The organism is Azospirillum formosense (assembly GCF_040500525.1).
Taxonomy (GTDB): Bacteria; Pseudomonadota; Alphaproteobacteria; order Azospirillales; family Azospirillaceae; genus Azospirillum; species Azospirillum formosense_A.
Window position 1 is genome coordinate 86,869 of record NZ_CP159405.1, and the last position, 26,147, is coordinate 113,015.

Annotated in this window: 24 protein-coding genes; 11 read left to right on the forward strand and 13 right to left on the reverse strand. The window is 71.2% G+C overall.

Going from position 1 to position 26,147, the window contains the following annotated elements; genetic code table 11:
* Positions 1-11: 11 nt before the first annotated feature.
* The 5 genes from ABVN73_RS24675 to ABVN73_RS24695 form a co-directional block, all read right to left on the reverse strand.
* Positions 12-1,466, reverse strand: coding sequence for an aldehyde dehydrogenase family protein (locus ABVN73_RS24675; protein WP_353861729.1), 1,455 nt, complete (start codon positions 1,464-1,466; stop codon positions 12-14).
* Positions 1,467-1,622: 156 nt separating this feature from the next.
* Positions 1,623-2,603 carry a 2-dehydropantoate 2-reductase gene (locus tag ABVN73_RS24680; protein ID WP_353861730.1) on the reverse strand — a complete coding sequence of 327 codons (981 nt, stop codon included), beginning with the start codon at positions 2,601-2,603 and terminating at the stop codon, positions 1,623-1,625.
* 25 nt (positions 2,604-2,628) lie between these two features.
* Positions 2,629-4,419 (reverse strand): TRAP transporter large permease subunit, encoded by a 1,791-nt coding sequence (locus ABVN73_RS24685; protein ID WP_353861927.1) that lies wholly within the window; start codon positions 4,417-4,419, stop codon positions 2,629-2,631.
* A 169-nt stretch (positions 4,420-4,588) separates the two neighbouring features.
* Positions 4,589-5,209 (reverse strand): TRAP transporter small permease subunit, encoded by a 621-nt coding sequence (locus ABVN73_RS24690; protein ID WP_353861928.1) that lies wholly within the window; start codon positions 5,207-5,209, stop codon positions 4,589-4,591.
* Between the two features lie 130 nt (positions 5,210-5,339).
* A complete protein-coding gene (locus ABVN73_RS24695; protein WP_353861731.1) occupies positions 5,340-6,425 on the reverse strand; it encodes a TRAP transporter substrate-binding protein in 1,086 nt (361 codons plus the stop codon).
* Between the two features lie 388 nt (positions 6,426-6,813).
* Here ABVN73_RS24695 and ABVN73_RS24700 point away from each other — a divergent pair, with 388 nt between their 5' ends.
* From ABVN73_RS24700 to ABVN73_RS24735, 8 genes are all read left to right on the forward strand, one after another.
* Positions 6,814-9,483 (forward strand): 2-oxoglutarate dehydrogenase E1 component, encoded by a 2,670-nt coding sequence (locus ABVN73_RS24700; protein ID WP_353861732.1) that lies wholly within the window; start codon positions 6,814-6,816, stop codon positions 9,481-9,483.
* A gap of 42 nt (positions 9,484-9,525) precedes the next feature.
* On the forward strand, positions 9,526-11,214 hold the full coding sequence (locus ABVN73_RS24705; RefSeq protein ID WP_353861733.1) for an acyl-CoA dehydrogenase family protein: 1,689 nt from the start codon (positions 9,526-9,528) through the stop codon (positions 11,212-11,214).
* Positions 11,215-11,326: 112 nt separating this feature from the next.
* Positions 11,327-12,286: a LysR substrate-binding domain-containing protein gene (locus tag ABVN73_RS24710; protein WP_353861734.1), complete on the forward strand. Its 960-nt coding sequence runs from the start codon at positions 11,327-11,329 to the stop codon at positions 12,284-12,286.
* Positions 12,287-12,405: 119 nt separating this feature from the next.
* Positions 12,406-13,158, forward strand: coding sequence for a glucose 1-dehydrogenase (locus ABVN73_RS24715; protein WP_040137916.1), 753 nt, complete (start codon positions 12,406-12,408; stop codon positions 13,156-13,158).
* A 142-nt stretch (positions 13,159-13,300) separates the two neighbouring features.
* Positions 13,301-14,506 (forward strand): CoA transferase, encoded by a 1,206-nt coding sequence (locus ABVN73_RS24720; RefSeq protein WP_353861735.1) that lies wholly within the window; start codon positions 13,301-13,303, stop codon positions 14,504-14,506.
* A 98-nt stretch (positions 14,507-14,604) separates the two neighbouring features.
* Positions 14,605-14,760 carry a hypothetical protein gene (locus tag ABVN73_RS24725; protein ID WP_353861736.1) on the forward strand — a complete coding sequence of 52 codons (156 nt, stop codon included), beginning with the start codon at positions 14,605-14,607 and terminating at the stop codon, positions 14,758-14,760.
* A gap of 125 nt (positions 14,761-14,885) precedes the next feature.
* Positions 14,886-15,488: a cytochrome c oxidase subunit 3 family protein gene (locus tag ABVN73_RS24730; protein WP_353861737.1), complete on the forward strand. Its 603-nt coding sequence runs from the start codon at positions 14,886-14,888 to the stop codon at positions 15,486-15,488.
* 3 nt (positions 15,489-15,491) lie between these two features.
* Positions 15,492-15,773, forward strand: a complete 282-nt coding sequence (locus tag ABVN73_RS24735) for a cytochrome C oxidase subunit IV family protein (protein ID WP_353861738.1) — start codon at positions 15,492-15,494, stop codon at positions 15,771-15,773.
* Between the two features lie 67 nt (positions 15,774-15,840).
* On the opposite strand, the gene purT is transcribed toward ABVN73_RS24735, so the two are convergent.
* The gene (gene purT, locus ABVN73_RS24740) at positions 15,841-17,010 is read right to left on the reverse strand and encodes a formate-dependent phosphoribosylglycinamide formyltransferase (RefSeq protein WP_353861739.1); all 1,170 of its coding nucleotides are present in this window, start codon (positions 17,008-17,010) and stop codon (positions 15,841-15,843) included.
* A 97-nt stretch (positions 17,011-17,107) separates the two neighbouring features.
* Positions 17,108-17,605, reverse strand: a complete 498-nt coding sequence (locus ABVN73_RS24745) for a hypothetical protein (protein WP_353861740.1) — start codon at positions 17,603-17,605, stop codon at positions 17,108-17,110.
* A 342-nt stretch (positions 17,606-17,947) separates the two neighbouring features.
* Between ABVN73_RS24745 and ABVN73_RS24750 the strand changes: the two genes are divergently transcribed.
* Genes ABVN73_RS24750 through ABVN73_RS24760 form a run of 3 tightly spaced genes read left to right on the forward strand, consistent with a single transcriptional unit; the run spans position 17,948 to position 20,815 of the window.
* Complete coding sequence (locus tag ABVN73_RS24750) at positions 17,948-19,000, forward strand: iron ABC transporter substrate-binding protein (RefSeq protein ID WP_353861741.1); 1,053 nt, start codon at positions 17,948-17,950, stop codon at positions 18,998-19,000.
* Between the two features lie 28 nt (positions 19,001-19,028).
* A complete protein-coding gene (locus ABVN73_RS24755; RefSeq protein WP_353861742.1) occupies positions 19,029-20,009 on the forward strand; it encodes an iron ABC transporter permease in 981 nt (326 codons plus the stop codon).
* The gene (locus tag ABVN73_RS24760) at positions 20,006-20,815 is read left to right on the forward strand and encodes an ABC transporter ATP-binding protein (RefSeq protein WP_353861743.1); all 810 of its coding nucleotides are present in this window, start codon (positions 20,006-20,008) and stop codon (positions 20,813-20,815) included. Before ABVN73_RS24755 ends, ABVN73_RS24760 begins: the two co-directional genes overlap by 4 nt.
* On the opposite strand, the gene ABVN73_RS24765 is transcribed toward ABVN73_RS24760, so the two are convergent.
* From ABVN73_RS24765 to ABVN73_RS24790, 6 genes are all read right to left on the reverse strand, one after another.
* Positions 20,803-21,456, reverse strand: coding sequence for a protein-methionine-sulfoxide reductase heme-binding subunit MsrQ (locus tag ABVN73_RS24765; protein WP_353861744.1), 654 nt, complete (start codon positions 21,454-21,456; stop codon positions 20,803-20,805). The two genes, ABVN73_RS24760 and ABVN73_RS24765, sit on opposite strands and share 13 nt — an antisense overlap.
* Position 21,457: 1 nt before the next feature.
* A complete protein-coding gene (msrP, locus tag ABVN73_RS24770; protein WP_353861745.1) occupies positions 21,458-22,405 on the reverse strand; it encodes a protein-methionine-sulfoxide reductase catalytic subunit MsrP in 948 nt (315 codons plus the stop codon).
* Positions 22,406-22,691: 286 nt separating this feature from the next.
* On the reverse strand, positions 22,692-23,720 hold the full coding sequence (locus ABVN73_RS24775; protein ID WP_353861746.1) for a Gfo/Idh/MocA family oxidoreductase: 1,029 nt from the start codon (positions 23,718-23,720) through the stop codon (positions 22,692-22,694).
* A gap of 5 nt (positions 23,721-23,725) precedes the next feature.
* Entirely contained in the window at positions 23,726-24,361 is a 636-nt protein-coding gene (eda, locus tag ABVN73_RS24780; protein WP_353861747.1) for a bifunctional 4-hydroxy-2-oxoglutarate aldolase/2-dehydro-3-deoxy-phosphogluconate aldolase, read from the reverse strand.
* Positions 24,358-25,119 (reverse strand): GntR family transcriptional regulator, encoded by a 762-nt coding sequence (locus tag ABVN73_RS24785; protein ID WP_353861748.1) that lies wholly within the window; start codon positions 25,117-25,119, stop codon positions 24,358-24,360. The genes eda and ABVN73_RS24785 overlap by 4 nt, the downstream gene beginning before the upstream one ends.
* A gap of 22 nt (positions 25,120-25,141) precedes the next feature.
* Complete coding sequence (locus tag ABVN73_RS24790) at positions 25,142-26,074, reverse strand: sugar kinase (protein WP_353861749.1); 933 nt, start codon at positions 26,072-26,074, stop codon at positions 25,142-25,144.
* Between the last annotated feature and the right edge of the window lie 73 nt (positions 26,075-26,147).

Below are 26,147 nucleotides of genomic sequence, written 5' to 3' on the forward strand. Positions count from 1 at the left end.
TCGGTTCGGCGTCACAGCGCGCGATAGGCCGTCTTGATGATGGTGTAGAACTCGATGGCGGAGCGTCCCTGCTCACGCGGGCCGTAGCTCGACATCTTCCGGCCGCCGAAGGGGACGTGGTAGTCGACGCCGGCCGTCGGCAGGTTCAGCATGGTCATGCCGGCCTGGATGTTGGCCTGGAAGTGGCGGGCGTGCTTCATCGAGTTGGTGATGATGCCCGACGACAGGCCGTAGTCGGTGTCGTTGGCGACAGCCAGGGCCTCCTCGTAATCCTTGACGCGGATGACGCTGGCGACCGGGCCGAACACCTCCTCCCGGTTGATGGTCATGGCGTTGCTGGTTTCGGTGAACAGCGTCGGGGCGAGGAACCAGCCGCGCGTCGGCCGGTCCAGTCGCCCCCCGCCGGAGGCCAGCTGCGCGCCTTCCTTCAGGCCGGTGTCGATGTATTGCAGGTTCTTGGTGAGCTGGAACTCGTCGATGACCGGGCCGATCTGGGTCTCCGGCAGCAGGGCGTGGCCGACGCGCAGCGCCGCCATGCGCTCCGTCATCGCGGCGACGAAGGCGTCGTGGACGGAGTCCTCGACGATGAAGCGGCCGGTGGCGGTGCAGCGCTGGCCGGCGTGGAAATAGGCGCTGTTGACGCCGATTTCGGCGGCGCGCTCCGGGTCGGCGTCGCCGAGCACGACCAGCGGATTCTGGCCGCCCAGCTCCAGCTGGACGCGGATCATCCGCTCCGCGCAGCGCACGGCGATGCGCCGCCCGGTGTTGACGGAGCCGGTGAAGGACACGGCGTCCACCGCATCGACCACGGCGGCGCCGACGTTGGGGCCGGCGCCGATCACCAGATTGAACAGGCTCGCGGGCATGCCGTGGGCCTCCAGCGCCTCCGCGATGAGGCGGGTGACGGCGATGGAGATGCCGGGGGTCTTCTCCGACGGCTTCCAAATCACCGCGTTGCCGAAGGCCAGCGCCGGGGCGATCTTCCACATCGGCGTGGCGACCGGGAAGTTCCAGGGCGTGACGAGGCCGATGACGCCGACCGGCTCGCGCGTCACGTCGACCTCGACGCCGGGCCGGACCGAGCCCAGCGTCTCGCCCGGCGCGCGCAGCGCCTCGGCGGCGAAGAAGCGGGCGAGGTGGGCGGCGCGGGTGATCTCGCCCAGCGCGTCGGGGATGGTCTTACCGCCCTCGGTCGCGGCGATGCGCGCCAGCTCGTCCTTGCGGTCGAACAGCGCGCGGGAGATGGCGTCGAGCACCAGCGAGCGCTGCTCCACCGTGGCGGCGCGCCATTGCGGCTGGGCGGCGCGCGCCGCGGCGACGGCCTCCGCCACGTCGTCGGCGCCGGCCAGCGAGTAGGAGCCGGCCAGTTCGTCCAGATTCGACGGGTTGAAGATGTCGAGCCGGTCGCGGCCCGGACGCCAGGAGCCTGCGATGAAGTTGGTGATGCGATCGGAAGCGGGGGACATTGGTTGTCTTCTCCGGAAAACGGTTCGTTGGGAAGCGCTGCCCCCTTCCTGACCCTCCCCGCCCTTGGCGGTGGAGGGGACTGCCGCCGCGTCGCGGAAGGCACCCTCTCCCGCGAAGCGGGGGAGGGCTGGGAGGGGGCCGGTGGCGTCCTGCGCTCAGGCGCGCGCCACCCGCTCCTTCAGGGCGGTCAGCGCCCACAATGTTTCGATGGTCGGCACCGGCACGCCGCGGCGGCGGGCCAGCTCCAGGACGGTGGTCACGATGGGGTCGATCTCCATGCTGCGCCCCGCCTCGAAATCCTGGAGCATCGACGGCTTGTGGCCGGGCACGCCGCTGCCCCGGCTCAGCCGCTCGTCGATGTCGTCGGGCAGGGCGACGCCCCAGGCATGGGCGACGTTCAGGCATTCGCGCATCAGCCGGCCCTGGACGGCGGCCATGCCGGGAGCCTGCTCCATGGCGCCCATGGTGGCGCCGGTCAGCACGCTGGTCGGGCCGACCGCCATGTTAAGCATCAGCTTGCTCCACAGCGGCACGCGGATGTCGGCGGGCAGGCGGGCGGTGGCGCCCGCCGCGTTGAAGGAGTCGGCCAGGGCCGCCAGCTTCTCCGCGTGATCGCCGGGCCGGGGGGCGCCGAAGGCCAGCACCGGCATGGCGGTGTGGGCGACGGTGCCCGGCTCGACGATGCGGGCGGGCAGCACCTCCATCACGCAGGCGGCGACCCGCTCCGGCCCGATGGCCGACCAGACGGCGCCGCCGGGATCGACCACCTCCAGCGGCTCCGGCGTCACGCCGTCGCTGGCGCCGTACAGGTACCACCAGGGAATGCCGTTCTGCGCCGCCACCACCAGCGTGTCCGGCCCGCACAGGGCGGGGAAGGACGCGGCGAGGGCCGGCAGCCCGTGCCCCTTCACCGTGACGATCACCACGTCCTGCGGGCCGAGGTCGGCGGCGGTGTCGCTGGCCCGCGGCCGGCTGTTCAGCGTCCCCTGCGGCGTCTGCACGGTCAGCCCGCCGTCGCGGATCGCCGCGAGATGGGCGCCGCGGGCCAGCAGCGACAGCTCGTGCCGGCCCGTGGCGGCGAGATACCCGGCCAGCGCGCCGCCCACGGCCCCGGCTCCTACGACGGCGATGCGCATGACGCTCTCCCTCTCTCGGTCTCGATCACTTGAATTCCAGCGGCGGCAGGTCGTCGTCGAGGTCGCCGCCGAGGCCCTTGAACTGCTCCTCGACCTGCTTGTCGTCGAGCTTGGTGGCGGTCGACTTGTAGTGCATGACCATCTGCGGGAAGGCGATCACCAGGGCCACCATGACGAGCTGGATGACCACGAAGGGCACCGCGCCCCAGTAGATCTGGCTGGTCAGGACGGGGGCCGTCTCCTTCTTCGTGATGCGGTCGATGTAGGGCACCTTCGGCGCCACCGAGCGCAGGAAGAACAGCGAGAAGCCGAAGGGCGGGTGCATGAAGCTGGTCTGCATGTTCACCGCCAGGATGATGCCGAACCACACCAGATCGATGCCGAGACGGTCCGCCGCCGGGGCCAGCAGCGGGATGACGATGAAGGCCAGCTCGAAGAAGTCGAGGAAGAAGGCCAGCAGGAAGACCATCACGCTGACGGCGATCAGGAAGCCCATCTGCCCGCCGGGCAGGGAGACCATCAGCTCCTCGACCCAGATGTGGCCATTGACGCCGTAGAAGGTCAGCGAGAACACCCGCGCGCCGATCAGGATGAACAGCACGAAGGAGGCCAGCTTGGCGGTCGCGTAGGTCGCCTGCCGCACCATGTCGAGGTTCAGCCGCTTCTTCATGGCCGCCAGAGCCAGCGCGCCGACCGCGCCCATGGCGCCGCCCTCGGTCGGGGTGGCGAGGCCGACGAAGATGGTGCCCAGCACCAGGAAGATCAGCGCCAGCGGCGGCACCATGACGAAAGTCGCCTGCTCGGCCATGCGCGAGATCAGGCGCCGGCCGCTCGCCCGCTCCACCACCGCGACCGCCAGCGCGTAGAGCGCGCCCGCCGCAACGGAATCGCCGATCAGGGCCAGGGTGGTCCATTCGTTGACCGTCAGCCACGCCGCCGCCGCGGTCAGCGCCGCCGTGGCGACGGTCTGCAGGACGAGGCGCCGCGCGCCGAAGCCGCGGTTGAACGCCGCCGCCAGGAAGGCGACCAGCACCGCCACCGAGAGCAGCAGCACGACGTAGTCGGCGCCGGACTTCACGTCGGTGCGGCCCATCACCCAGGTGGCGACCGCACCCGAGAACAGGGTCAGCAGGCCGAGCTGCCACACGCCGCGCGTTCCGTTCGGCTCGCGATGGGCGATGGCCTCCGGCGGCAGGCCGGGGGCGGCGTTGGGCCAGATCATCGAGACGACGAAGACGTAGAGGGCGTAGAGGCCCGACAGCAGAAGGCCGGGGATGAAGGCGGCCTCGTACATGTCGCCGACCGAGCGGCCGAGCTGGTCGGCCATGACGATCAGAACCAGCGAGGGCGGGATGATCTGGGCCAGCGTGCCCGACGCCGCGATGACGCCCGACGCCAAGCGGCGGTCGTAGCCGTAGCGCAGCATGATCGGCAGCGAGATCAGGCCCATGGAGATCACCGAAGCGGCCACCACGCCGGTCGTCGCGGCGAGCAGCGCGCCGACAAAGATGACGGCGTAGGCCAGACCGCCGCGGATCGAGCCGAACAGCTGCCCGATGGTGTCGAGCAGATCCTCGGCCATGCCGGACCGCTCCAGCACCAGACCCATGAAGGTGAAGAAGGGCACGGCCAGCAGCACGTCGTTGTTCATCGTGCCGTAGACGCGCTCCGGCAGCGCCTGGAACAGGTCGGGGCGGAACAGACCGATCTCGATGCCGATCAGGCCGAACAGCAGCCCGTTGGCGGCCAGCGCGAAGGCCACGGGATAGCCGAGCAGCAGCATGCCGACCAGCGTGGCGAACATGATCGGCGCCATGTTGTGGCCGACCCAGCCGCGCCAGCCGTCCTGTTCGGCGAGCGCCGCGGCGCCGGGCACCGGCAGCACGTAGAGCGCCACGGCGACCACCGCCAGCAGCACGAGGGAGATGACGGACAGCCGGACGGCGCGCGGCGAAAGGGAGGGGGAGGTCGTGCTCATCGCGCGGTCACCGGCTGGGAAGGGTGTCGGGGTGGGAGGCGCGCTCGCGCTCGGCGGCCAGCAGCCGTTCCGCCTCGGCCTCGGCCGCCGCCTGATGGCCGCCGGCCCGGTGGTTGTCGTCCTCCAGATGGCCGGACATGATCGCGGCGCGCTTGGCCAGCTCGGACAGGCCCTGGATGAACAGGACCGTGAAACCCAGCGGAATCAGCAGCTTCGCCGGCCATTGCGGCAGGCCGCCGGCGTTCATCGACTGCTCCTCGATCGCGTAGGAGGCGATGGCGAAGGGCCAGGAGGTGACCATCATCACGAAGCTGAAGGGCAGCAGGAAGGCCAGATGGCCGAACAGGTCGATGGTGTCGCGGGCGCGCTTGCCAAGCTGCGCGTTCACGATGTCGATGCGGATGTGCTCGTCCTCCTTCAGCGTCCAGGGGGAGCAGAGCAGGAACACCGCGGCGAACAGCACCCATTGCAGCTCGAGCCACGAATTCGAACTGACGTCGAACGTCTTGCGGACGACGGCGTTGACGGCCGACACCAGGATGGCCAGCACGATCAGCCAGGATATCGCCTTGCCCAGCCGCGCGGTGACCGCGTCGACCAGCCGGCAGGCCCCGACCAGGGCCGTCATGAAGGGGGAAGCGTTGGGGGTCGGCATGGTGGGCAGGCCCTCCGGGAAAAGCCGGTCGCGCGAAACGCGACGATGCCACGGCCGGAGAGCGGCGGCCCCGCTCCCCGGTCATGGTTGACAAGGTGCCGGATCAGCGCCGGGCGAGACGGAGTACGGCGCTGTCGTAGGCGTATTCCGACGCCTGGTTCCACAGGTTCGAGTCCGTCTGGAAGCGGCGGTAGCTCTCGTAGAACTTCTTGAAGGTCGGGTTCTTGTCCGACAGCTCGTCGTAGAGGTCCATGGCCGCCTTGTGGCTGGCCTGCAGCACATCCTGCGGGAAGGCGCGCAGCTTGGCGCCCTTCTCCACCACGCGCTTCAGCGCCGCCGGGTTCAGCACGTCGTAGCGCGCCACGCTGTCGACGTTGGCCAGCGCCGCCGCCGAGGTCAGCGCCGCCTGGTAATGCTTGGGCAGGCTGTTCCAGCGGTTCGTGTTGATGAAGAAGTGCTGGAGCGAGGTGCCGTCCCACCAGCCCGGGTAGTAGTAGTTCGGCGCGATCTTGTAGAGGCCGAGCTTCTCGTCGTCGTACGGGCCGTTGAACTCGGCGGCGTCGATGGTGCCGCGCTCCAGCGCCGGGTAGATGTCGCCGCCGCTGACCTGCTGCGGCACGACGCCCAGCTTGGACAGGATCTGGCCGCCCAGGCCGGAGATGCGGAACTTCAGACCCTTGAGGTCCTCCATGCTCTTGATTTCCTTGCGGAACCAGCCGCCCATCTGGGCGCCGGTGTTGCCGCCGGCGAGCGCCTTCAGATTGTGCCCCGCGTAGAACTCCTCCAGCAGCTTGCCGCCCTCGCCGTGGTAGAACCAGGCGTTCTGCTGGCGGGTGTTCAGGCCGAAGGGCAGGCAGCAGCCGAAGGCGAAGCTCGGGTCCTTGCCGACATAGTAGTAGGACGCGGTGTGGGCCATCTCCACCGTGTCGTTGCTGGCGGCGTCGAGCGCCTGCAGCGCCGGGACCAGCTCGCCGGCGGCGAAGACCTGGATCTGGAACTTGCCGTCGGTGGCCTCGGCGATGTTCTTCGCCATCACCTCGGCGCTGCCGTAGAGAACCTCGATGTTCTTCGGGAAGCTGGACACGCAGCGCCAGCGGATCGTCGGCTCCGACTGGGCGATGGCCGGGGCGGCGAGGGTGGAGGCGCCGGCAACGACGGCGGCACCCTTGAAGAATTGACGGCGCTTCATGTTGGTCTTCCTCCCGAGATTTTTATGGCCGAGATTTTTGTTGCCCGGACAAGGCGATGCCGGTCCGAGGCGTTTGGTCCCTGGTGCGTGGCCGGGGAAGCTGTGGTGACCGTGACAGTGGATCAGCCGGCCGCACAGCGGAATGCGTTTTGCCGGCATATCAGCCATAAGCGCGGCAAGCCATCAGGGGTGCGGACGGTTTCGCCCGAAACCCGCGGCGGCCCCGCCCAACCGGTGCGGGCTCGGACGGTTTGCTATGCCCGCAATGAATATCTGCTACAGGCACGCCATGCGCTCCGCGCCGCGCGATGGGCCGATAAGCTGGGGGCAACTGGTCTCCGACCGCCATCAAACCGACGGATGTTCAATCGCATGAACGGTGTGCGCCATGTCTAGGCTGTCCTCTCCGCTCAACGCCGCCGGAGCCGCCTATCTCGAAGCGTTGCAGGAACGTTTCCGCGAGGACCCCGCGTCGGTGGACGTGAGCTGGCGCGCCGTCTTCCAGATCCTGGACGAGCTGGGCGCCGTTCCCGCCGGAATGCCGGCTGGCGTCCCCACCGGCGATCCGACGGTTCCGCTGCGCCAGGAGGAGATCCGCCAACGCGGCCACGCCGCCGCCGCGCTCGACCCGCTGGGCCGCGCCGCGCCTCCCGCATCCTCCGCGTCCGAGGACGCCCAGACCGCGCGCCTGCGCCGGCTCTATCAGGGCACGCTGACGCTGGAGACCGCGCACATCGACGATCCGGCCCTGCGCTCCTGGCTGCGCGACGCCTATGAGGGGGCGGAAGCCGCTCCGCCGGCCGAGGCGCGCCGCCGCGCGCTGGCGCTGCTGACCGCGGCGGAGGAGTTCGAACGGCTGCTCGCCGTCCGTTACCCGACCAAGAAGCGCTTCGGGGCGGAGGGCATGGAGACGCTGATCCCGCTGCTCGACCGCATCCTCGCGGCGGCGGCGGCGGCGGGCGTCACCGAGGTCCAGGTCGGCACCATGCACCGCGGCCGGCTCAGCCTGATGGCCAACGCGCTGGGCAAGCCGCTGGTCGAGCTGTTCGCCGGCATCAAGGGCATGCACCCCTTCCTCACCGATCCGCCGGTTCCCGCCGACGTGCCCTATCACATGGGGGTGGAGAGCACGCTCTCCTTCGGCGAGCGGTCGCTGGCCCTGACCCTGTCGCCCAACCCGTCGCATCTGGAGGCGATCAACCCGGTCACGCTGGGCCGCGCGCGGGCCCGCCAGGACCTGGAGCGGGCCCAGGGCGGCGAGGCCAAGCGGGTGCTCTGCGTGCTGCTGCACACCGACGCCAGCGTGATCGGCCAGGGCAGCGTGACGGAGGCGCTGCAACTGTCCGGCGTCCCCGGCTTCACCGTCGCCGGGACCATCCACGTCATCGTCAACAACCAGATCGGCTTCACCACCGAGCGGGAGGAGGCGCGGACCTCGCTCCACTGCACCGGCCTGTGGAAGGCGGTGGACAGCCCCATCCTGCACGTCAACGCCGACGATCCCGACGCCGCCCTGCGCGCCGCCGACCTCGCCGTGGCCTTCCGGCAGGCGCACGGGCGCGACGCGGTGATCGACCTCGTCGGCTACCGCCGCAACGGCCACAACGAGATCGACGAGCCGCGCTTCACCCAGCCGCTCGATTACAAGGCGATCGACGCCCACCCGCCGGCCCGCGCTCTCTACGCGCAGCGGCTGGCCGCCGACGGGCTGGTCGGCCCCGAGGAGGCCGAGGCGCTGGCAGCCGGGCACAAGACCCGCTTCCAGGAGGCGCTGGCCGCGGCGTCCGACCACCGGCCGAACCACGACGGCTTCCCCGGCGGGCGCTGGTCGCCCTTCGCCCCGGCCGGCGCGCTTCCCGCCGAACCGGACACCGGCATCGCCGACGACCGGCTGCGCGGGCTGCTGGCGGCGCTGGCCGCCATTCCCGACGGGCTCGCCGTGGACCGCAAGGTGGAGCGCGTCATCCGCCGCCGCGCCGAGGAGCCGCTGGACTGGGCGACCGGCGAGGCGCTGGCCTTCGCCACCCTGCTGGCCGAGGGCACGCCGGTGCGGCTGACCGGTCAGGACGTGGTGCGCGGCGCCTTCTCGCACCGCCACTTCGCGCTGACCGACACCGTCACCGGGCGCCGCCATGTCAGCCTGAACCATCTGGGTGTGGAGCAGGCGCGGTTCGACGTGGTCAACAGCCCGCTGTCGGAATACGCCGTCCTCGGCTTCGAGTACGGCTACAGCCTGGAGCGGCCCGACGCGCTGGTGATCTGGGAGGCGCAGTTCGGCGACTTCGCCAACGGCGCGCAGATCATGATCGACCAGTTCGTCGTCAGCGCCGAGGACAAGTGGCGCCAGCCCTCCGGCCTCGTCATCCTGCTGCCGCACGGGCTGGAGGGGCAGGGGCCGGAGCATTCCTCCGCCCGGCCGGAGCGCTTCCTCCAGATGGCGGCGCGCGACAACATCCGCGTCGCCCATCCCTCCACCCCGGCCAACTACTTCCATCTGCTGCGCCGGCAGATGCTGCGCCGCGACCGCAAGCCGCTGGTGGTGCTGAGCCCGAAGACGCTGCTGCGCCTGCCCGCCGCCGTGTCGACCCTGGCCGAGCTCGCGCCGGGCACCGCCTTCCAGCCGGTCATCGCCACCGCCGGGGCGCGGGTCGAGCGCATCCTGCTGTGCAGCGGCAAGCTGGCCTATGAGCTGGAGCGCGAGCGCGCCGAGCGTGGGGCCGAGGCCGTGGCGGTGGTCCGGCTGGAAATGCTGTATCCTCTGCCCGACGCCGCGCTGTCGGCGCTGTTCCGCCGCTGGCCGGGCGCGTCCTGCGCCTGGGTGCAGGAGGAGCCGTGCAATCTCGGCGCCTGGACCTACCTGGACCGCCGTCTGGAGGCGTTGCGGGCGGCCGCCGGCTGCGCCGAGCCGCGCGTCGCCTGCGTGGCCCGCGACGAGGCGGCCTCGCCCGCCGGCAGCTTCCACGGCGACCACGAGGCCGACCAGCGCCGGCTGGTGGAGCAGGCCTTCGCCGGGATCGCCGCGTCCCTCCCGCCCCGCGAGACCATCGCGGCGGACTGAGCCAGAACAACACCAAAACAACACGCACCGAGGAAACCCGCCATGTCGTCCACACCAACCTCCAACGGCCCGCTTGCGCTGTCCGACCTGCTGCCCACCACGGCGGCGGCGCTCGACGCGGTGGCGCGGCTGGCCGAGGCCGCCGAGCGCGGCGTCGCCGCGCTGGTGGCGCCGGAGGGGCGCGTCGATGCTGCGGCGCTCGACCGCCATCAGGTGGCGGCGCACGGCTTCGCCTGGGTGGCGACCTACGCCGAGGCGCTGCGCCAGATGCAGGGCTGGGCGGAGCGGCTGGACCGCGCCGGCCGGCTGGGCGAGCTTGAGGCCTGCATGCTCCAGGCCGCCTTCGGCGAGTATCTGGCCCAGCTCGACGGCGGGTTGGCGATGAGCCAGGGCGAGATCGTCCGCCCCGCCGATTTCGGGCTGGACGACGCGGAGCGCGCCGCCTTCCGCACCGAGGCGGTGCGCCGGCTGATCGCCGCCGGCAACGCCTCCGCCCTGCGGCTGCGCATCGCCGAGCTGCTGGCCGACGCGCTGCACGGCGGCGGCTTCGGCGAGGCGGCGCTGGAGGACGAGGCGCTCGACATGGTGCGCGAGCAGTTCCGCCGCTTCGTCGCCGACGTGGTGGAGCCGCACGCCCACGAGTGGCACCTGAAGGACGAGCTGATCCCGATGCCGGTCGTCGAGCAGATGGCCGAGATGGGCGTCTTCGGCCTGACCGTGCCGGAGGAGGACGGCGGCCTCGGCATGGGCAAGCTCGCCATGTGCGTGGTGACGGAGGAGCTGTCGCGCGGCTACATCGGCGTCGGCTCGCTGGGCACCCGCGCGGAGATCGCCGCCGAGCTGATCCGGCTGGGCGGCACCGCCGAGCAGCGGGCGCGCTGGCTGCCGCGCCTCGCGTCCGGCGAGATTCTGCCGACCGCCGTCTTCACCGAGCCCAACACCGGCTCCGACCTGGGCAGCCTGCGCACCCGCGCGGTGCTGGACGGCGACACCTACCGCGTCACCGGGGCGAAGACCTGGATCACCCACGGCAGCCGGTCGGACCTGATGACCTTGCTGGTTCGCACCGATCCGGACGCTCCCGGCTACCGCGGCCTGTCGATGCTGCTGGCCGAGAAGCCGCGCGGCACCGAGGCCGACCCCTTCCCGGCCGAGGGCATGAGCGGCGGCGAGATTCCGGTTCTCGGCTATCGCGGCATGAAGGAGTACGAGATCGGTTTCGACGGCTTCACGGTGCCGCGTGAAAACCTGCTGGGCGGCGTCGAGGGCCAGGGCTTCAAGCAGCTGATGGCGACCTTCGAATCCGCCCGCGTGCAGACCGCCGCCCGCGCCGTCGGGGTGGCGCAGAGCGCGATGGAGCTTGGCCTGCGCTACGCCCAGGAGCGCGTTCAGTTCGGCCGCCCGCTCGCCGCCTTCCCGCGCGTCGCCGGCAAGATCGCCTGGATGGCGGTGGAGACGATGATCGCCCGCCAGCTCACCTACTTCGCCGCGCGCGAGAAGGACAGCGACCGCCGCTGCGACATCGAGGCCGGCATGGCGAAGCTGCTGGCGGCGCGCGTCGCCTGGTCGAACGCCGACAACGCGGTGCAGATCCACGGCGGCAACGGCTACGCGGTCGAGTATCCGATCAGCCGTGTGCTGTGCGACGCCCGTATTCTGAATATTTTCGAAGGGGCGGCGGAAATCCAGGCCCAGGTTGTGGCGCGCGGCCTGCTCACCCGGCGCAATTGATCGCGAGACACGGCGGAGGACCGGGCAGGACTGACCTGTCAGGACTCCGCTTGTGTCATACCGGCGTATTCGCTAATCGACCCGGAGGCCGAACGACGAGACCTGTCCTCCGATGGAACTTCTGGAACTGCGCTACTTTGTTCAGGTGGCCGACCTTGGCAGCTTTTCCAAGGCGTCGGTCAAGCTTGGCATCACCCAGCCGGCGCTCAGCCGGCAGGTCCAGAAGCTGGAGCACGAGCTGCGCACCAGCCTGTTCTACCGCCATGGCCGCGGCGTCTCGCTGACCCAGCAGGGGCGCAAGCTCTACGACGTGGTGCGCCATCTGCTGGGCGCGCTGTCGGAGATCAAGGAAGAGATCCAGGACCAGTCGGAGCGGCTGACCGGCTCGGTCACGCTGGGCCTTCCCCCGTCAATCTGCGCCACGCTGGGGGCGCCGCTGGCCCGCCGCTTCCACGAGAACTACCCCGACGCCACGCTGCGCATCCACGAGGTGTTCAGCGGCACGCTGCTGGAATGGGTCGAGGGCGGGCGGTTGGACCTCGCCGTGCTCTACGACGCCCGGCGGGGGCGCAGCATGTTGTCCTCGCCGCTACTCGTCGAAAATCTGCTGCTCGTCCAGCCCGCCAAGGACGCGGTGGCCGGCGGCGACGGGCCGGTTGAGGTGGAGACGCTGGGCGGCCTGCGCTTCGTCCTGCCGGGACTGGAGAACGGCCTGCGCCGGGTGGTCGACGCCGCGGTGCGGCGGGCCGACATCGACCTCCAGGTCGACATGGAGATCGATTCCGTCACCGCCATCAAGCAGCTGGTGGAGGAGGGCATGGGTTCGACCATCCTGCCCTTCGGCGCCGTCCACCGCGAGGTGCGCCAGGGCCGATTGATCGCCCGCGAAATCAGCTCCAAGGACATGCACGCCATGCTCGTCACGGCGACGCCGCTGCACCAGCCGGTGTCGAAGGCGACGCGCGCCCTGCTGCGGCTGATCCACGCCGAGGTGGCGAAATGCGTCGCCAACGGCGTGCTCAAGGGCAAGGTCGTCGCCCCCGGCAGCGCCGGGGAGAACAGCGCGCCCTGACGCGATGGTCATGACCGGCTGTGCGGGCTGATAGCAGTTATGACGGATGGTCCATAGCACGGCCGGTGCGGCGCGGATAGCCTCCCATCACCACATAATCCCTTGGGGAGGAAATAAGAATGACGAAGCGTCTGGACGGCAAGGTCGCCCTGATCACCGGTGCGGCGCAGGGGCTGGGCCTCGCGATGGCCGAGACCTTCGTGCGCGAGGGCGGCCGCGTCGCGGTCGTGGACATCAACGGCGACGCCGCCAAGGCGGTCGCCGAACGTCTGGGCGAGTCCGCCATCGGCATCGCCGCCAACGTGACCAAGATGGCCGACGTCGAGATGACCATCGCCGCCACCGTCGAGAAGTTCGGGCGGCTGGACATCCTGGTCAACAACGCCGGCTCCACCCACGCCAACGGCCCGTTCGAGAACGTGACCGAGGAGGAGTTCGACCGCGTCTTCGCGCTGAACGTCAAGTCGATCTACCTCTACTCCAAGGCGGTCGTCGCGACCATGCGGGCGCAGAAGTCCGGCGTGATCCTGAATCTCGGCTCCACCGCCGGCCTGCGGCCGCGTCCGGGGCTGGTCTGGTACAACGCGACCAAGGGCGCCGTGCACAACATCACCAAGTCGCTGGCGCTGGAGCTGGCGCCGGACAACATCCGCGTCTGCGCGCTCGCCCCGGTCGCCACCGAGACGCCGCTGCTCGCCACCTTCATGGGCGGCGACACCCCGGAGAAGCGCGCGCGCATGATGGGCATCGTGCCGCTCGGCCGCCTGGGCCAGCCGACCGACGTCGCCAATGCCGCCCTCTACCTCGCGTCGGACGAGGCGGCCTTCCTGACCGGCGTGGTGCTGGAGATCGACGGCGGGCGCTGCGTGTAAGGCGCGTCGGCCTTTGCCCCCACCCCGACCCTCCCCCGCTGGGCGGGGGAGGGGGAACAGTCCCCTCCCCTGCGTGAGCGGGGGAAGGGCTAGGGTGGGGGCACCCGTCCACCACGTTGTTTCCATCTGGATCGAGACTCCCATGTCCTCGCTTCTCTCCGATCTGCGCGTCGTCGAGGTGTCGGCCTTCATCGCCGCGCCGTTGGGCGGCATGACGCTGGCCCAGCTGGGCGCCGACGTGATCCGCATCGACCCCATCGGCGGCAACATCGACTACCGGCGCTGGCCGGTGGCGCCGAACGGCACCAGCCTCTACTGGACCGCGCTGAACAAGGCGAAACGGTCGGTGACGCTGGCGCTCGACCGGCCGGAGGGGCGCGAGATCGCCCAGGCGATTATCACCGCCTCGGGCGAGAACGCGGGCTTCCTGCTGACCAACCTGCCGGCCAGCGGCTGGATGGGCTATGAGGCGCTGTCGGCCAGGCGCGACGACCTGATCATGCTGCGGCTGACCGGCAACCCGGACGGATCGGCGGCGGTGGACTACACCGTCAACTGCGCCAGCGGCTTCCCGATGGCGACCGGGCGGGGCGGAGAGCCGGTGAACCACGTGCTTCCGGCCTGGGACGTCGCCGCTGGCCTCTATCTGGCGACCGGCCTGCTGGCGGCGGAGCGGCACCGCCGCCGCACCGGACGCGGGCAGGAGGTGACGGTGGCGCTGGCCGACGTGATGCTGGCGACCGTCGGCAACCTCGGCTACCTCGCCGACGTCCGGGTGAACGGCGCGGTGCGGCCGCCGATGGGCAACGACCTCTACGGCGCCTACGGCCGCGACTTCGCCACCGCCGACGGGCGGCGGGCGATGGTCGTCGCCATCTCCAACCGCCAGTGGAAGGCGCTGGGCAAGGCGACCGGGCTGACCGAGCGGCTGGCGATGATCGGCCCGCTGATGGACGTGGACATGAACGACGAGGGCGGGCGTTTCCTGGCGCGCGACGCCATCTCCGCCGTGCTCGCCCCCTGGTTCGCCGCCCGCACCCTGGCCGAGGTGGAGAGCGCCTTCGCCGGGGCGGGCGTGCTGTGGGGGCCGTACCGGGACTTCGGCCAGCTGGTGGCGGAGGACGCGCGCTGCTCCACCGCCAACCCGCTGTTCCGCGAGGTCGAGCAGCCGGAGGTCGGTCCTCTGCTGGTTCCCGGCTCGCCCCTCGGATTCCCCGGCCTGGGCGAGCGCAGCGACCACCGGCCGGCGCCCGTCCTGGGCCAGGACACCGACGCGGTGCTGGCCGACCTGCTCGGCCTGCCGTCGGCCGAGATCGGGCGCCTGCACGACGCCGGCATCGTCGCCTGATCGCGGGCGAAGCGTGGAGTGAGACGACCGGCGCGCGGGCGTGTTGGTGAGGCTTAAGGCGGGCCGCGTCGGCCCGCCTCATGCCGGAGGATGACGCGATGGGCGACAACCGCAACACCGACTCCCAACCGCAAGCCGAGAACGACCGCGCGACGGGCAAGCCCGACGACCAGCCGGCGGCGACCAAGGACGAGATGACCAAGGCCCAGGAGGACGCGGCGCGGGAGCGCGCGGAGAAGGGCGGCTATCAGTGAACCGGCGTTTGATGACTGGCGCCAACTGACCGGCAACCGGCCGCGAGTTTGCCCTCGGGCAAAGACGGCGCATCAATCCCGCGCCATGGTCCCTTCCGGTCATCACTTCCGGAAGGACAGCGGACATGACGGAGACTGCCGCGCCGGCGACGGTCGTCATCGCGGACGGCGCTGCGGAGGGGGAGGCCGCCGATTGGGGGCCTCTCTCCAGCCTGCCCGGCAACCCCATGATGTGGATTCTCATCCTGGGGGAACTGGCGGCCTTCGGGGCGATGTTCATCGCCTTTGCGGTGACGCGCGCCCTCGACCCGGCGACCTTCGACGCGTCCCAGGCGCAGTTGGACCGTCTGTTCGGCGGCGTGAACACCATGGTCCTGGTGACGAGCGGCTGGCTGGTCGCGAGCGCCGTGCGGCGTCGGGCCTCGGGCCATTCCCATCGCGCAGCGATGCTGGGCGCGATGGCCCTCGGCGGTCTGTTCCTCGCCATCAAGGCGGTCGAGTACGGCGACAAGATCGGCCGGGGCCTCACGTTGGAGACCAACAGCTTCTTCCAGCTCTATTATCTGCTGACCGGCTTCCACGCGATGCACGTCGCCGCGGGGATCGTCATCCTGGGCATCGTCACGTGGTGGGACAGCCTAGAGAATCTGGAGACCGGGGCCGCCTTCTGGCACATGGTGGACCTGATCTGGGTGCTGCTCTACCCCATCGTCTATCTGCTGAGGTGAGCGATGGCGATCCTGACACGCACCTGGATGCTTCTGATGCTCCTCACCGCCGTCTCGATGTGGGCCGGGCACGGCGAGGGCGCCGGCGGCCTCGGCCCGCTCGGGGTCGGACTCGTCCTCGCCGCGGCCAACCTCAAGGCCGACCGGATTCTCACCCAGTATCTGGACCTTCACCGCGCGGAGGGCGGCTGGCGGGCGGGGTTCCGGATTTTGCTCACCCTGCTGGGGGCAGCGCTCTTCGGGATCTACGTTCTTTACCCAATGATCGGCGCGGCTTTGCGCTGAGCGGCGGTTCGAGCCCGTCGCCGGGCCGCGCCGTCGGACATCGACGGTCGCGCCCAGCTCCGGAACGTCACTCGTAGCGGATGCCGATCGCCGAGGCCGCCTTCAGCGCCCGTTCGCGCGCGTCGTCGGTGTCGGTGCCGGCGGCGAGCGCCACGCCCATGCGGCGGTTCTTGCGGGTCGTCGGCTTGCCGAACAGACGGACGTCCACGTCATGCTCCGCGCTGCCGACGCGCATGGCGTCGGCCAGCCCTTCGATGGCGAAGCGCTCCGCTTCGCGGTCGGCCAGGATGACGGCGGAGGCGGCCGGGCCATGGACGTGGATCGCCGGGATCGGCAGGCCCAGGATGGCGCGGGCGTGCAGGTCGAACTCCGACAGGTTCTGCGACAGCAGGGTCACCATGCCGGTGTCGTGCGGGCGCGGCGACAGCTCGGAGAAGACGACCTCGTCCTTGGTGACGAAGAACTCGACGCCGAAGATGCCGTAGCCGCCGAGATTGTCCACGACCTTCGCCGCCATGTCCTTTGCGTCGTCCAGCAGCGCCGTGGGCATCGGCACCGGCTGCCAGGATTCCTGGTAGTCGCCGCGCTCCTGCCGGTGGCCGATCGGCTCGCAGAACAGGATGCCCTCGCGGGTGCGGACGGTCAGCAGGGTGATCTCGTACTCGAAGGGCACGAACTCCTCGACAATGACCTTCCGGCGGTCGCCGCGCATGTTGGCGACGGCGTAGGTCCAGGCGGCCTCAAGCTCCGCCGCGGTGCGGACGGTGCTCTGCCCCTTGCCCGAGGAGGACATGACCGGCTTGATGACGCAGGGCAGGCCGGTGTGCTCCGCCCCGGCGATCACCTCCTCCAGGCTTTCGGCGTAGCGGTACTTGGAGGTGCGCAGCCCCAGTTCCACCGCGGCGACCTCGCGGATGCGGTCGCGGTTCATGGTCATGGTGGCGGCGCGGGCGGAGGGGACGACGGTCAGGCCGGCGTCCTCGAACTCGTGCAGCACCTCGGTGCGGATGGCCTCGACCTCCGGCACGATGAAGTCCGGCGTGTGCTTGGCGATGGCCGCGCGCAGGGCGTCCGCGTCGAGCATGGAGAACACCTCCGCCGCGTCGGCGACCTGCATCGCCGGGGCGTTGGCGTAGCTGTCGCAGGCGATGACCTCGCAGCCGAGGCGCTTGGCGGCGATGACGAACTCCTTCCCGAGTTCGCCCGAGCCGAGAAGAAGGATTTTGGCCGTGAACATGCGCGGACTCCCGTGACGCAGACGCCCGCGGAGCTTTACCCCAACGCGGGCCGCCCGTACATGGCCGAACGCATGCGTACGCCGCATGGACCGGGCGCTATTGCAGGCTGCCCCAGCGCCGGGTGGCGGGTTCGGCCAGCGCCCAGCGCCACTGGCCGTCCTTGGCCCGGCAGATGGTTGTGACGTTGAAGTCCGGCGCGTCGTCGAGCGTGAAGACCACGTCCTTGCAGGGGATCGCCTCGCCGAAGCCGCGCGCCACCTGCACGGTGCCGGTCTTGCCGCTCAGCGGCAGCGTCTCCTCCACCGTCCAGGTCGCCGCCTGCCCGACGGCGAGCGGGCCGGCGGCGTGGGCGACGGCGTTGTGGACGTTGTCGGTGATCCGCCGCTCCGCGTACTTCACGCCCTGGTCGATGCCGTAGCTGACCCCGGCGCCGGCGATGACGCCCAGCACCGGGTTGCCGGTGGCCGAGCCGACCGTCGCCGCCACGCCCGCCGTGGTCACCCCCGTGACCGCCGAGCCGAAGCCGGCGCAGCCGGACAGCGCAAGCAGGGCGGCGGTGGCGAGGGCGGCTCGGCGGAGGGGGGATGCGGTCATCGGGCGGCACGGGCTTTGTGGGCGGACCGCGGCACCCTATCCTTTCGGATGGAGAGGCCGCCCGTGGTCAAAGCGTGACCTTCGCGGGCGGCTTGGCGCGCTTGTCCCTAGGCAGTATCCCTCTCCCGCCTCGGGAGAGGGTGGCCCGAAGGGCCGGGTGAGGGTAAAGCCGAGGATCAAGGCGCTTGTCCGTTGCCGGGACCCTCACCCTTCCCGCGCTTTGCGCGGGCCCCTTCCCTCTCCCGGGGCGGGAGAGGGGACTCAATGGCCATTGTCGTATGGACGGTGGCGGGCGCAGCCCCCATGCTTTGGAGGGGCGGCTACGGAAGAAGCAGGATCGGCATGGCGGGCAGACGCGGATGGATGGCGGGCGCGGGAGCCGGGCTGCTGCTCGCCCTGCTGGCTGGGCCGGCCGCGGCGGAGCGGATGGTCACGGACTCCTCCGGACGCCGCGTCGCCCTGCCGGACCGGGTGGAGCGGGTGTTCCCCGCCGGGCCTCCGGCCTCCGTCGTCGTCTACATGCTGGCGCCCGAGAAACTGCTGGGCTGGACGCGGGCAATCAGCCCGCCGGAGCGGCCCTTCCTGCCCGACCGCTACGCCGACCTGCCGGAGTTGGGGCGGCTGACCGGGCGCGGCAACACCGTCAATCTGGAAACCGTGGTGGCCGCGAGGCCGGACGTCGTCGTCGATGTCGGCAGCACCGCCCCGACCTTCGTGTCGCTGGCCGACCGGGTGCAGGAGCAGACGCGGGTGCCGACGCTGCTGATCGACGGGCACCTCGCCGACTCCGCGCGCACCTTCCGCACGCTCGGCGCGCTGATGGGGGTGGCGGAGCGGGGGGAGGAGCTGGCCCGCTACGCCGAGACGACGCTGGCCGAGGTGCGCCGCCGCTTCGACGGCGTGCCGGAGGACCGGCGGCTGAAGGTCTACATGGCGCGCGGGCCGCGCGGCCTGCAGACCGGCATCCGCGGCTCGATCAACGTCGAGGCGTTGGACGTCGCCGGGGTGCGCAACGTCGCGGCGGAGACTCTCGGCAACGGCGGGCTGGTCAACGTGTCGATGGAGCAGGTTCTGGCTTGGCAGCCGGACGCCATCGTCACCATCGACCGCGGCTTCTACGAGAGCGTGTGGACCGACCCGCTGTGGCAGGGGGTGAAAGCGGTGCGCGACCGGCGAGTCTACCTGTCGCCGGGCTTGCCCTTCACCTGGATCGATTCCCCGCCCGCCGCCAACCGCCTGCTCGGCCTGCGCTGGCTGGGCGCCGTCCTCTATCCGGAGCTGTTTCCGGAGGATCTGCGCGAGGAGACGCGACGTTTCTATGCCCTCTTCTACCACCGGGAGCCCACCGCGCAGCAGATCGACGCCCTCCTCGCCGGCAGCCGCCCGCCGGGGTGAGGTCCCTTTCGCGCTGACGCTGGGCGGGGTGGCCGCGCTGCTGGTCGCCGCGGTCTGCGTCGCCTTCAGCACCGGCGCCTATCCCGTCCCGCCGGGGGAACTGGCCGGGCTGCTCGCGGCGAAGCTGGGCCTTGGCAGCGCTGCCGTCGCCCCGGCGGTGGAGACGGTGATCTGGGACATCCGCGGCCCGCGCGTGCTGACCGCCATGCTGGTCGGGGCCGGGCTGGCCGCCTCGGGAGCGGCGTACCAGGGGCTGTTCCGCAACCCGCTGGTCTCGCCGGACATCCTCGGCGTGTCGTCGGGGGCGGCGCTGGGGGCGGTGCTGGGCATCTTCGCCTCGCTGCCGGTGCTCGCCATCCAGGGCATGGCCTTCGCGGGCGGGCTGCTGGCCGTGGGGGTGGTGCTGGCCGTCGCCTCGGCTATCCGGGGGCGCGACCCGGTGCTGGTCCTGGTGCTGGGCGGCGTGGTGATCGGGGCGCTGCTGGGCTCCGGCGTGGCGCTGCTGAAGTATCTGGCCGACCCCTACAACCAGTTGCCGGCGATCACCTTCTGGCTGCTCGGCAGCCTGTCTGCGGTCAACCGCGGCGACCTCGCGGCGCTGGTCCCGCCGGTGGCGGTGGCGTTGCTGCCGCTGGTGCTGCTGCGCTGGCGGCTCGACGTGATGACGCTGGGCGACGAGGAGGCGACGGCGCTCGGCGTGCCGGTACGGGTGGTGCGGATCGTTGTTATCGTGGCGGCGACGCTGATGACCGCCGCCGCCGTGTCGGTCAGCGGGATCGTCGGCTGGGTCGGGCTGCTGGTGCCGCACCTCGCCCGGCTGATGGTCGGCCCGGCCTTCGTCCGGCTGCTGCCCACGGCGGTGCTGCTGGGGGCGGCCTATCTGCTGGCGGTGGACACGCTGGCGCGCAGCCTGGGGCCGGTGGAGTTGCCGCTGGGCGTGCTGACCGCGGTGATCGGCACGCCGGTCTTCCTCTGGCTGCTCGCCTTCGGAAAGCGCGGCTGGTCATGAGCGCGCGGCTGTCGGTGGAGGACCTCGCCTTCGGCTACGGCGAGCGGGTGGTCGGCGCCGGGGTCGGCTTCGCCGTGGCGGCGGGGGAGGTGCTGTGCCTGCTCGGCCCCAACGGCGGCGGCAAGACGACGCTGTTCAAGACGTTGCTCGGCCTGCTGCCGCCGCGCGGCGGGCGGGTGAGGGTCGATGGCGAGGACACCGCCGGCTGGTCGCCGCGCCGCCGGGCCCTGGCCTTCGGCTATGTCCCGCAGGCGGGGGCGGGGCAGTTTCCCTTCACCGTGCGCGAGATGGTGCTGATGGGCCGCACCGCCCACCGCGGCGCCTTCAGCGCCCCCGCCGCGTCCGATCACGCCGCCGCCGAGGCCGCGCTGGAACGGCTGGGCATCGGGCATCTGGCCGAGCGCGACTGGCTGCGCATCAGCGGCGGCGAGCGGCAGATGGCCCTGATCGCCCGCGCGCTGGCGCAGGCTCCCCGCGTCCTGGTGCTCGACGAGCCGACCGCCAGCCTGGATTTCGGCAATCAGGTCCGCGTGCTGGAGCAGGTGCGGCGGCTGGCGGACGGCGAGGGGAGAGAGGGGCTGACGGTCGTCTTCTCCACCCACCACCCGGAGCAGGCCTTCGCCATCGCCGACCGGGTGGCGCTGCTGCACGGCGGCCGGCTCGCCCGCTTCGGCGCGCCGGACGAGGTGATCACCGCCGCCATGATGCGGGAGGTTTACGGGACGGAGGTCGAGGTGGTGCCCGTGGGGGCGGACGGGATGCGGGTGTGCCTGCCGGTTGGGCTGAGGCGGGCTCAGGTCCGGTAGGACGGGGAGAGCCGCCCGGCCGCCGGCGACTTCGCGTAGCGCAGCGCGACCAGCCCCAGGAGGATCGCCGCGTAGACGAAGGGCGGGTACTGCCAGCCCTTGACCAGCATGACGTAATGGACGCAGCCCGCCGCCCCGGCGACGAACACCGCCTTGTGCAGCGCCTTCCAGCGCCGCCCGCCGAGCCGCCGCACCATGCCGTTGGTCGAGGTCGCTGCCAGCGCCGTCAGGATCACGAAGGCGCCCATGCCGACGGTGATGTAGGGCCGCTTCACGATGTCCTTCCACACCGCCGCCCAGTCGAAGAACTGGTCCACCCCCACATAGACGGAGACGTGCAGCAGCGCGTAGAAGAAGGCGAACAGCCCGATCATCCGGCGGAAGCGCGCCAACCCCGCCTGACCGGTGAGGATGCGCAGCGGCGTGACGGCGAGCGCGACGAGCAGCAGGCGCAGCGCCCACAGCCCGCTCTGCCGCACCGCCTCGGCCACCGGCTCGGCCCCCAGCCCGCCGCTCATGCCCAGCCAGACCATCCAGCCGAGCGGGGCCAGCCCCAGGGCGAACACCGCCGGCTTCGCCCAGCGCGAGGACAGAGCCTGGGCGACCGGACCTTTCGACACACTTTTTTGGGCTGCGGCCATCTCAGTAGTTCTTCCGCAGGTCCATGCCGGCGTAGAGCGACGCCACCTCCTCGCCATAGCCATTGAAGGGCAGCGTCTTGCGGCGGGAGAACTCGCCGACGCGGCGCTCCGTCGCCTGGCTCCAGCGCGGGTGGTCGACCTCCGGGTTCACGTTCGAATAGAAGCCGTACTCGCGCGGCTGCGAGCGGTTCCAGGAGGTCGGCGGCTGGTCCTGGGTCAGGGTGATGCGGACGATCGACTTGATCGACTTGAAGCCGTACTTCCACGGCACAACCAGCCGCACCGGCGCGCCGTTCTGGTTGGGCAGCGTCTCGCCGTACATGCCGACCGCCAGGATGGTCAGCGGGTGCATGGCCTCGTCCATGCGCAGCCCCTCGACATAGGGCCATTGCAGCACGGGATACTTCAGGCCGGGCATCTGGGAGCGGTCGGCCAGCGTCTGGAAGGCGACGTACTTGGCGTTGCCGGTCGGGTCGACGCGCTTCAGCAACTCGGCCAGCGGGAAGCCGACCCAGGGGATGACCATCGACCAGCCCTCGACGCAGCGCAGGCGGTAGACGCGCTCCTCAAGCGGGAAGGACAGCAGGTCCTCGATGCCGAAGGTGGCCGGCTTACCGGCCTCGCCGTCCACCGCGATCTCCCACGGGCGGGTGCGCAGGGTGCCGGCGTTCTCGGACGGGTCGGTCTTGTCGGTCCCGAACTCGTAGAAATTGTTGTAGGTGGTCGCCGACTTCATCGGAGTCTGGGCGTCCATCTTGGGGTCCTTCGGGCTGACCGTCAGCGGGGCCTGGAAAGGCGCGGCCAGCGCCGGACCGGACAGGGCACCCGTGCCGCCGAGCGCCAGGGCGGCGGCGCCACCGGCCATGATCGAGCGCCGGGACAGGAACAGGCCGCGGGGCGTCACCTCGTTCTCGCTGGCTTGCGACGCGCTCCGGACTTTGATGAGCATGAACACTCTCCACAGGAAAGCCGCCGGGAGGCCACAGCGCCCCCCGTCCCTCATCTAGCCTTGGTCGCCGCTCCCGGCAAATCAAGCGCGGGACACGAGTTCGTGAGCGAAGAGTGAGGAGTCTTCGAGTCCCTCTCCCGTCCCGGGAGAGGGAGGGACCCGCCGCGAAGCGGTGGGAGGGTGAGGGTACTGCCGAGGATCGGGGTTTGATCCTCGGCAGTACCCTCACCCGCCCGCTGCGCGGGCACCCTCTCCCGGGGCGGGAGAGGGATTTGACGCATCCGCCTCAGTCTTCCGGAACCGCCGTGACGGCGCCGCTGTCGGAGGACTGGAGGATCGCCTCGATCAGGCGGTGGACCTTCAGCGCCTCCCGCCCCGACACGCGCGGCTGGCCGCCGCGGTCGAGCGCGTCGAGGAAATCGGCCAGGACGGCGCGGTGGTGGGCGTTGGAGAAGGCCATGGGGTCGGCCCCGCCGCCCAGCGTGCCCGCCGTCTCCCCGGCCTGGACCGTTTCGCCGGAGCGCAGTTGAACCTCCAGCCGGTCGCCGATCAACAGGGCGGAGCCGGCGGTGCCGGCGATCTCGATGCGCTCCGGATAGCCGGGATAGGCCGCGGTGGTGGCGTCCACCATGGCGAGCAGCCCGCCGTCGTGGCGCAGGGCGGCGCACACCACGTCCTCGGTGTCGATGGGGCGCAGGCCGCTGGTGTTGGCGAAGGCCGCCACCTTGCGCGGCAGGCCGAGCAGGCTGACATAGAGATCCAGCGTGTGGATGGCCTGGGTCAGCAGCACGCCGCCGCCGTCGCGCGCCTTCATGCCGCGCCCGGGCTGGGCGTAATAGGCGTCGTCGCGCCACCAGCGCACCACGACGGAGGCCGACAGCGGGCGGCCCAGCGTGCCGTCGCGCAGAAGCTCCGCCAGCTTTTCCGCGGCGGCGCGGAAGCGGTGCTGGAGCATGACGCCGAGCGTCAGCCCGGCGCGCTCCATGCTCTCCACCACGGCGCGGCAGCCCGCGGGCGTGGCGTCGAGCGGCTTTTCCAGCAGGACGTGCTTGCCAGCAGCGGCGCAGCGGGCCACGAGGTCGGCGTGGGTGTCCGGCGGGGTCAGCAGCAGGACGGCGGAGACGGTGGGATCGTCGAGGATCGCCTCCGCCCCGTCCACCGCCGGCAGGCCGAAGCGCGCCGCGAAGGCGGCGCGGCGGTCGGCGGACGGGCTGAAGCAGCCCGCCACCTCGACGCGGTCCGCCAGATCCAGCAGGCTCTGGGCGTGCGGCGTCGCCGCCATGCCCAGCCCGATCACGCCGACGCGCCGCCGCATCCGGCTCAGCCCTGGGCCAGGGCGGAGGCCTCGCGGGCCAGCCGCTCGATCTCGGACCAGCGGCGCTCCTTCACCGCGTCGGCCGGGGTCAGCCAGGTGCCGCCGAGCGCGAAGACGTTGGGGAGCGACAGGATCTCCTTCACATGCTCCGCCTTGAGGCCGCCGGTCGGGCAGAAGCGGATCTCCGGCATCAGCGGCGCCATGCCGCGCAGCGCCGGGGCGCCGCCGTTCAGCATCGCCGGGAAGAACTTCAACTCGCGGAAGCCGTGTTCCATGGCAATCAGCGCCTCGGCCACCGTGGCGATGCCCGGCAGATAGGGCAGGCCGGCGGTCTTGGCGGCCTCGGCCAGGCGGTCGGTCAGGCCGGGGCTGACGACGAAGCGGGCGCCGGCGTCGCGGGCCTGGGTGAACTGCTCCGGCCGGATCAGCGTGCCGAGGCCGACCAGGGCGCCCGGAACGCGGGCGGCGATGGCCTCCGCGCAAGCGAGCGCCGCAGGGGTGCGCAGCGTCACCTCCAGCGTGGTCAGGCCGCCGGCGACCAGCGCCTCGGCCAGAGCGACCGCGGTGTCCGGCTCGTCGAGGACGAGGACCGGGACGATGCGCGGGCCGGACAGGGAGGGTTCAAGACGCGGGTGGGTCATGTCAGGGCCTCGGCAGGAGAGAAATAGAGTGGGGTGGCGAGTCGCATGTCGTCGATGGTCAGCAGCAGGCCGTCGATGTGGTCGCCGAGCGCCTTCACCGCGCGGTCGGGGTCATGGTCCGCGATGGCGGCGACGATGGCCTCGTGCTCGGCGATGACGGCCGCCAGGCGGCCGGGATAGGGAAGGGTCATGTGGCGGCAGCGGTCGATCTGCACCTTCACCTGCTGGGTGATCGGCCAGAAACCGGGATAGCCGGCGATATCGGCGATCAGCGCGTGGAACGCCTCGTCCGCCTGATGGAAGCCGTCGGCGCAGCCCGAGGCGTCCACCTCGCGCTGGCGCTCCAGATTGGCCTGGAGGGCGGCGACCTGGCTGCGGGTGGCGCGCTCCGCCGCGAAGCGGACGGTCGCCTGCTCCAGCGTCTTGCGGATCAGGTTGGCTTCCGGCAGGGCGGCGATGGGGATGCGCGCCACGAAGGTGCCCGATTGCGGAAAGACCTCCACCAGCCCCTCGTCGGCCAGCCGCAGGACGGCCTCGCGCACCGGGGTGCGGCTGACGCCGAAGGCCTCGGCCACCAGCTTCTCCACGATCGGGTCGCCCGGCTTGCGGGCCAGCGACACGATGTCGGCCCGCAGGTCGCGGTAGATGGCCGCCGCCGCCGTGGTCCCGCGCTGCGACGCGCGGGGCGGCTTGACGGTGGCGGCAACGGTCGCGGCTGGGCCCGGGGGTTGGCCTACGGATGGTTGGCCTGGGGGCATGGAGGGTCCCTCCGTCAGCGGATCAGCCGTCCAGCACGGACGCCATGGCGTCGCGCGGGATGACGGCGCCGCGGTGCTGGATGACCACGGCGGCGATGCGGTGGGCGGAGCGTGCCGCCTCCACCGGGCCGAGGCCCTTCAGGCGGGCGCTGAGGTAACCGGCGCTGAAGCTGTCGCCCGCCGCGGTGGTGTCCACGACCTTGGCGACCTTCTCCGACGGCACGGTCTCCTCGAGGCCGGGGGCGGAGACGATGCAGCCCGGCTTCTCCAGCTTCAGCACGATCTCCGTCACCCCGGCATCGCGCACGCGGGCCATGGCGCTGCCGGCGTCGGCGTCGCCGTAGAGGCCGCGCAGGTCCTCGACGCCCGGCAGGGCGATGTCGGTGCGCCGGAGCATCGCGTCGTAGGCGCGCTGCGCCGTCTCGCGGTCGGGCCACAGGCGGGGGCGCCAGTTGGTGTCGAAGGCGACGCGGCCGCCGCGCTCGCGCAGGCGGTCGAGCATGGGGAACAGCACCTCGCGCCCGCGCTCGCCCCAGATGGCCAGGCTGATGCCGGACATGTAGAGCAGGTCGTAGCCTTCCAGGTCGGCGACCAGCGCCGGGCTGTCGGGCAGGACGAACAGGTCGCGGGCCGGCGCGGAATCGCGCCAGTAGAGGAAGCGCCGCTCGCCGCTGTCGTCCGTCTCGATCATGTAGAGGCCGGGGACGCGGTTGGGCACGCGCAGCACATGGCCGGTGCCGACGCCCTCGGCCTCCCAGGTGGCGACCATGGCGTCGCTGTTGCCGTCGTCGCCCAGCGCCGTCACGTAATCGGTTGCCACGCCCAGCCGCGCCATGTAGACGGCGGTGTTCAGGGTGTCGCCGCCGAAGCCCATGGTGAAGGTCCCGTCGGGACGGCGCACCAGTTCGATCATGCATTCGCCAAGGGCCGCAACCCGGCGCGCGGACTCACCCATCGCCATCCCCCGTCCGGCGGTCCGATCCGCCGGTTCCTGCTAAAGAGTTCGAACAACACGGGATTTCAGTCCC

What these genes read in the sequence shown, in the direction of transcription:
- ABVN73_RS24675 (WP_353861729.1), bottom strand. Translation starts at nt 1,466, where the DNA reads ATGTCCCCCGCTTCCGATCGCATCACCAACTTCATCGCAGGCTCCTGG.
- ABVN73_RS24680 (WP_353861730.1), bottom strand. Translation starts at nt 2,603, where the DNA reads ATGCGCATCGCCGTCGTAGGAGCCGGGGCCGTGGGCGGCGCGCTGGCC.
- ABVN73_RS24685 (WP_353861927.1), bottom strand. Translation starts at nt 4,419, where the DNA reads ATGGCGCCGATCATGTTCGCCACGCTGGTCGGCATGCTGCTGCTCGGC.
- ABVN73_RS24690 (WP_353861928.1), bottom strand. Translation starts at nt 5,209, where the DNA reads ATGACGGCCCTGGTCGGGGCCTGCCGGCTGGTCGACGCGGTCACCGCG.
- ABVN73_RS24695 (WP_353861731.1), bottom strand. Translation starts at nt 6,425, where the DNA reads ATGAAGCGCCGTCAATTCTTCAAGGGTGCCGCCGTCGTTGCCGGCGCC.
- ABVN73_RS24700 (WP_353861732.1), top strand. Translation starts at nt 6,814, where the DNA reads ATGTCTAGGCTGTCCTCTCCGCTCAACGCCGCCGGAGCCGCCTATCTC.
- ABVN73_RS24705 (WP_353861733.1), top strand. Translation starts at nt 9,526, where the DNA reads ATGTCGTCCACACCAACCTCCAACGGCCCGCTTGCGCTGTCCGACCTG.
- ABVN73_RS24710 (WP_353861734.1), top strand. Translation starts at nt 11,327, where the DNA reads ATGGAACTTCTGGAACTGCGCTACTTTGTTCAGGTGGCCGACCTTGGC.
- ABVN73_RS24715 (WP_040137916.1), top strand. Translation starts at nt 12,406, where the DNA reads ATGACGAAGCGTCTGGACGGCAAGGTCGCCCTGATCACCGGTGCGGCG.
- ABVN73_RS24720 (WP_353861735.1), top strand. Translation starts at nt 13,301, where the DNA reads ATGTCCTCGCTTCTCTCCGATCTGCGCGTCGTCGAGGTGTCGGCCTTC.
- ABVN73_RS24725 (WP_353861736.1), top strand. Translation starts at nt 14,605, where the DNA reads ATGGGCGACAACCGCAACACCGACTCCCAACCGCAAGCCGAGAACGAC.
- ABVN73_RS24730 (WP_353861737.1), top strand. Translation starts at nt 14,886, where the DNA reads ATGACGGAGACTGCCGCGCCGGCGACGGTCGTCATCGCGGACGGCGCT.
- ABVN73_RS24735 (WP_353861738.1), top strand. Translation starts at nt 15,492, where the DNA reads ATGGCGATCCTGACACGCACCTGGATGCTTCTGATGCTCCTCACCGCC.
- purT (WP_353861739.1), bottom strand. Translation starts at nt 17,010, where the DNA reads ATGTTCACGGCCAAAATCCTTCTTCTCGGCTCGGGCGAACTCGGGAAG.
- ABVN73_RS24745 (WP_353861740.1), bottom strand. Translation starts at nt 17,605, where the DNA reads ATGACCGCATCCCCCCTCCGCCGAGCCGCCCTCGCCACCGCCGCCCTG.
- ABVN73_RS24750 (WP_353861741.1), top strand. Translation starts at nt 17,948, where the DNA reads ATGGCGGGCAGACGCGGATGGATGGCGGGCGCGGGAGCCGGGCTGCTG.
- ABVN73_RS24760 (WP_353861743.1), top strand. Translation starts at nt 20,006, where the DNA reads ATGAGCGCGCGGCTGTCGGTGGAGGACCTCGCCTTCGGCTACGGCGAG.
- ABVN73_RS24765 (WP_353861744.1), bottom strand. Translation starts at nt 21,456, where the DNA reads ATGGCCGCAGCCCAAAAAAGTGTGTCGAAAGGTCCGGTCGCCCAGGCT.
- msrP (WP_353861745.1), bottom strand. Translation starts at nt 22,405, where the DNA reads ATGCTCATCAAAGTCCGGAGCGCGTCGCAAGCCAGCGAGAACGAGGTG.
- ABVN73_RS24775 (WP_353861746.1), bottom strand. Translation starts at nt 23,720, where the DNA reads ATGCGGCGGCGCGTCGGCGTGATCGGGCTGGGCATGGCGGCGACGCCG.
- eda (WP_353861747.1), bottom strand. Translation starts at nt 24,361, where the DNA reads ATGACCCACCCGCGTCTTGAACCCTCCCTGTCCGGCCCGCGCATCGTC.
- ABVN73_RS24785 (WP_353861748.1), bottom strand. Translation starts at nt 25,119, where the DNA reads ATGCCCCCAGGCCAACCATCCGTAGGCCAACCCCCGGGCCCAGCCGCG.
- ABVN73_RS24790 (WP_353861749.1), bottom strand. Translation starts at nt 26,074, where the DNA reads ATGGGTGAGTCCGCGCGCCGGGTTGCGGCCCTTGGCGAATGCATGATC.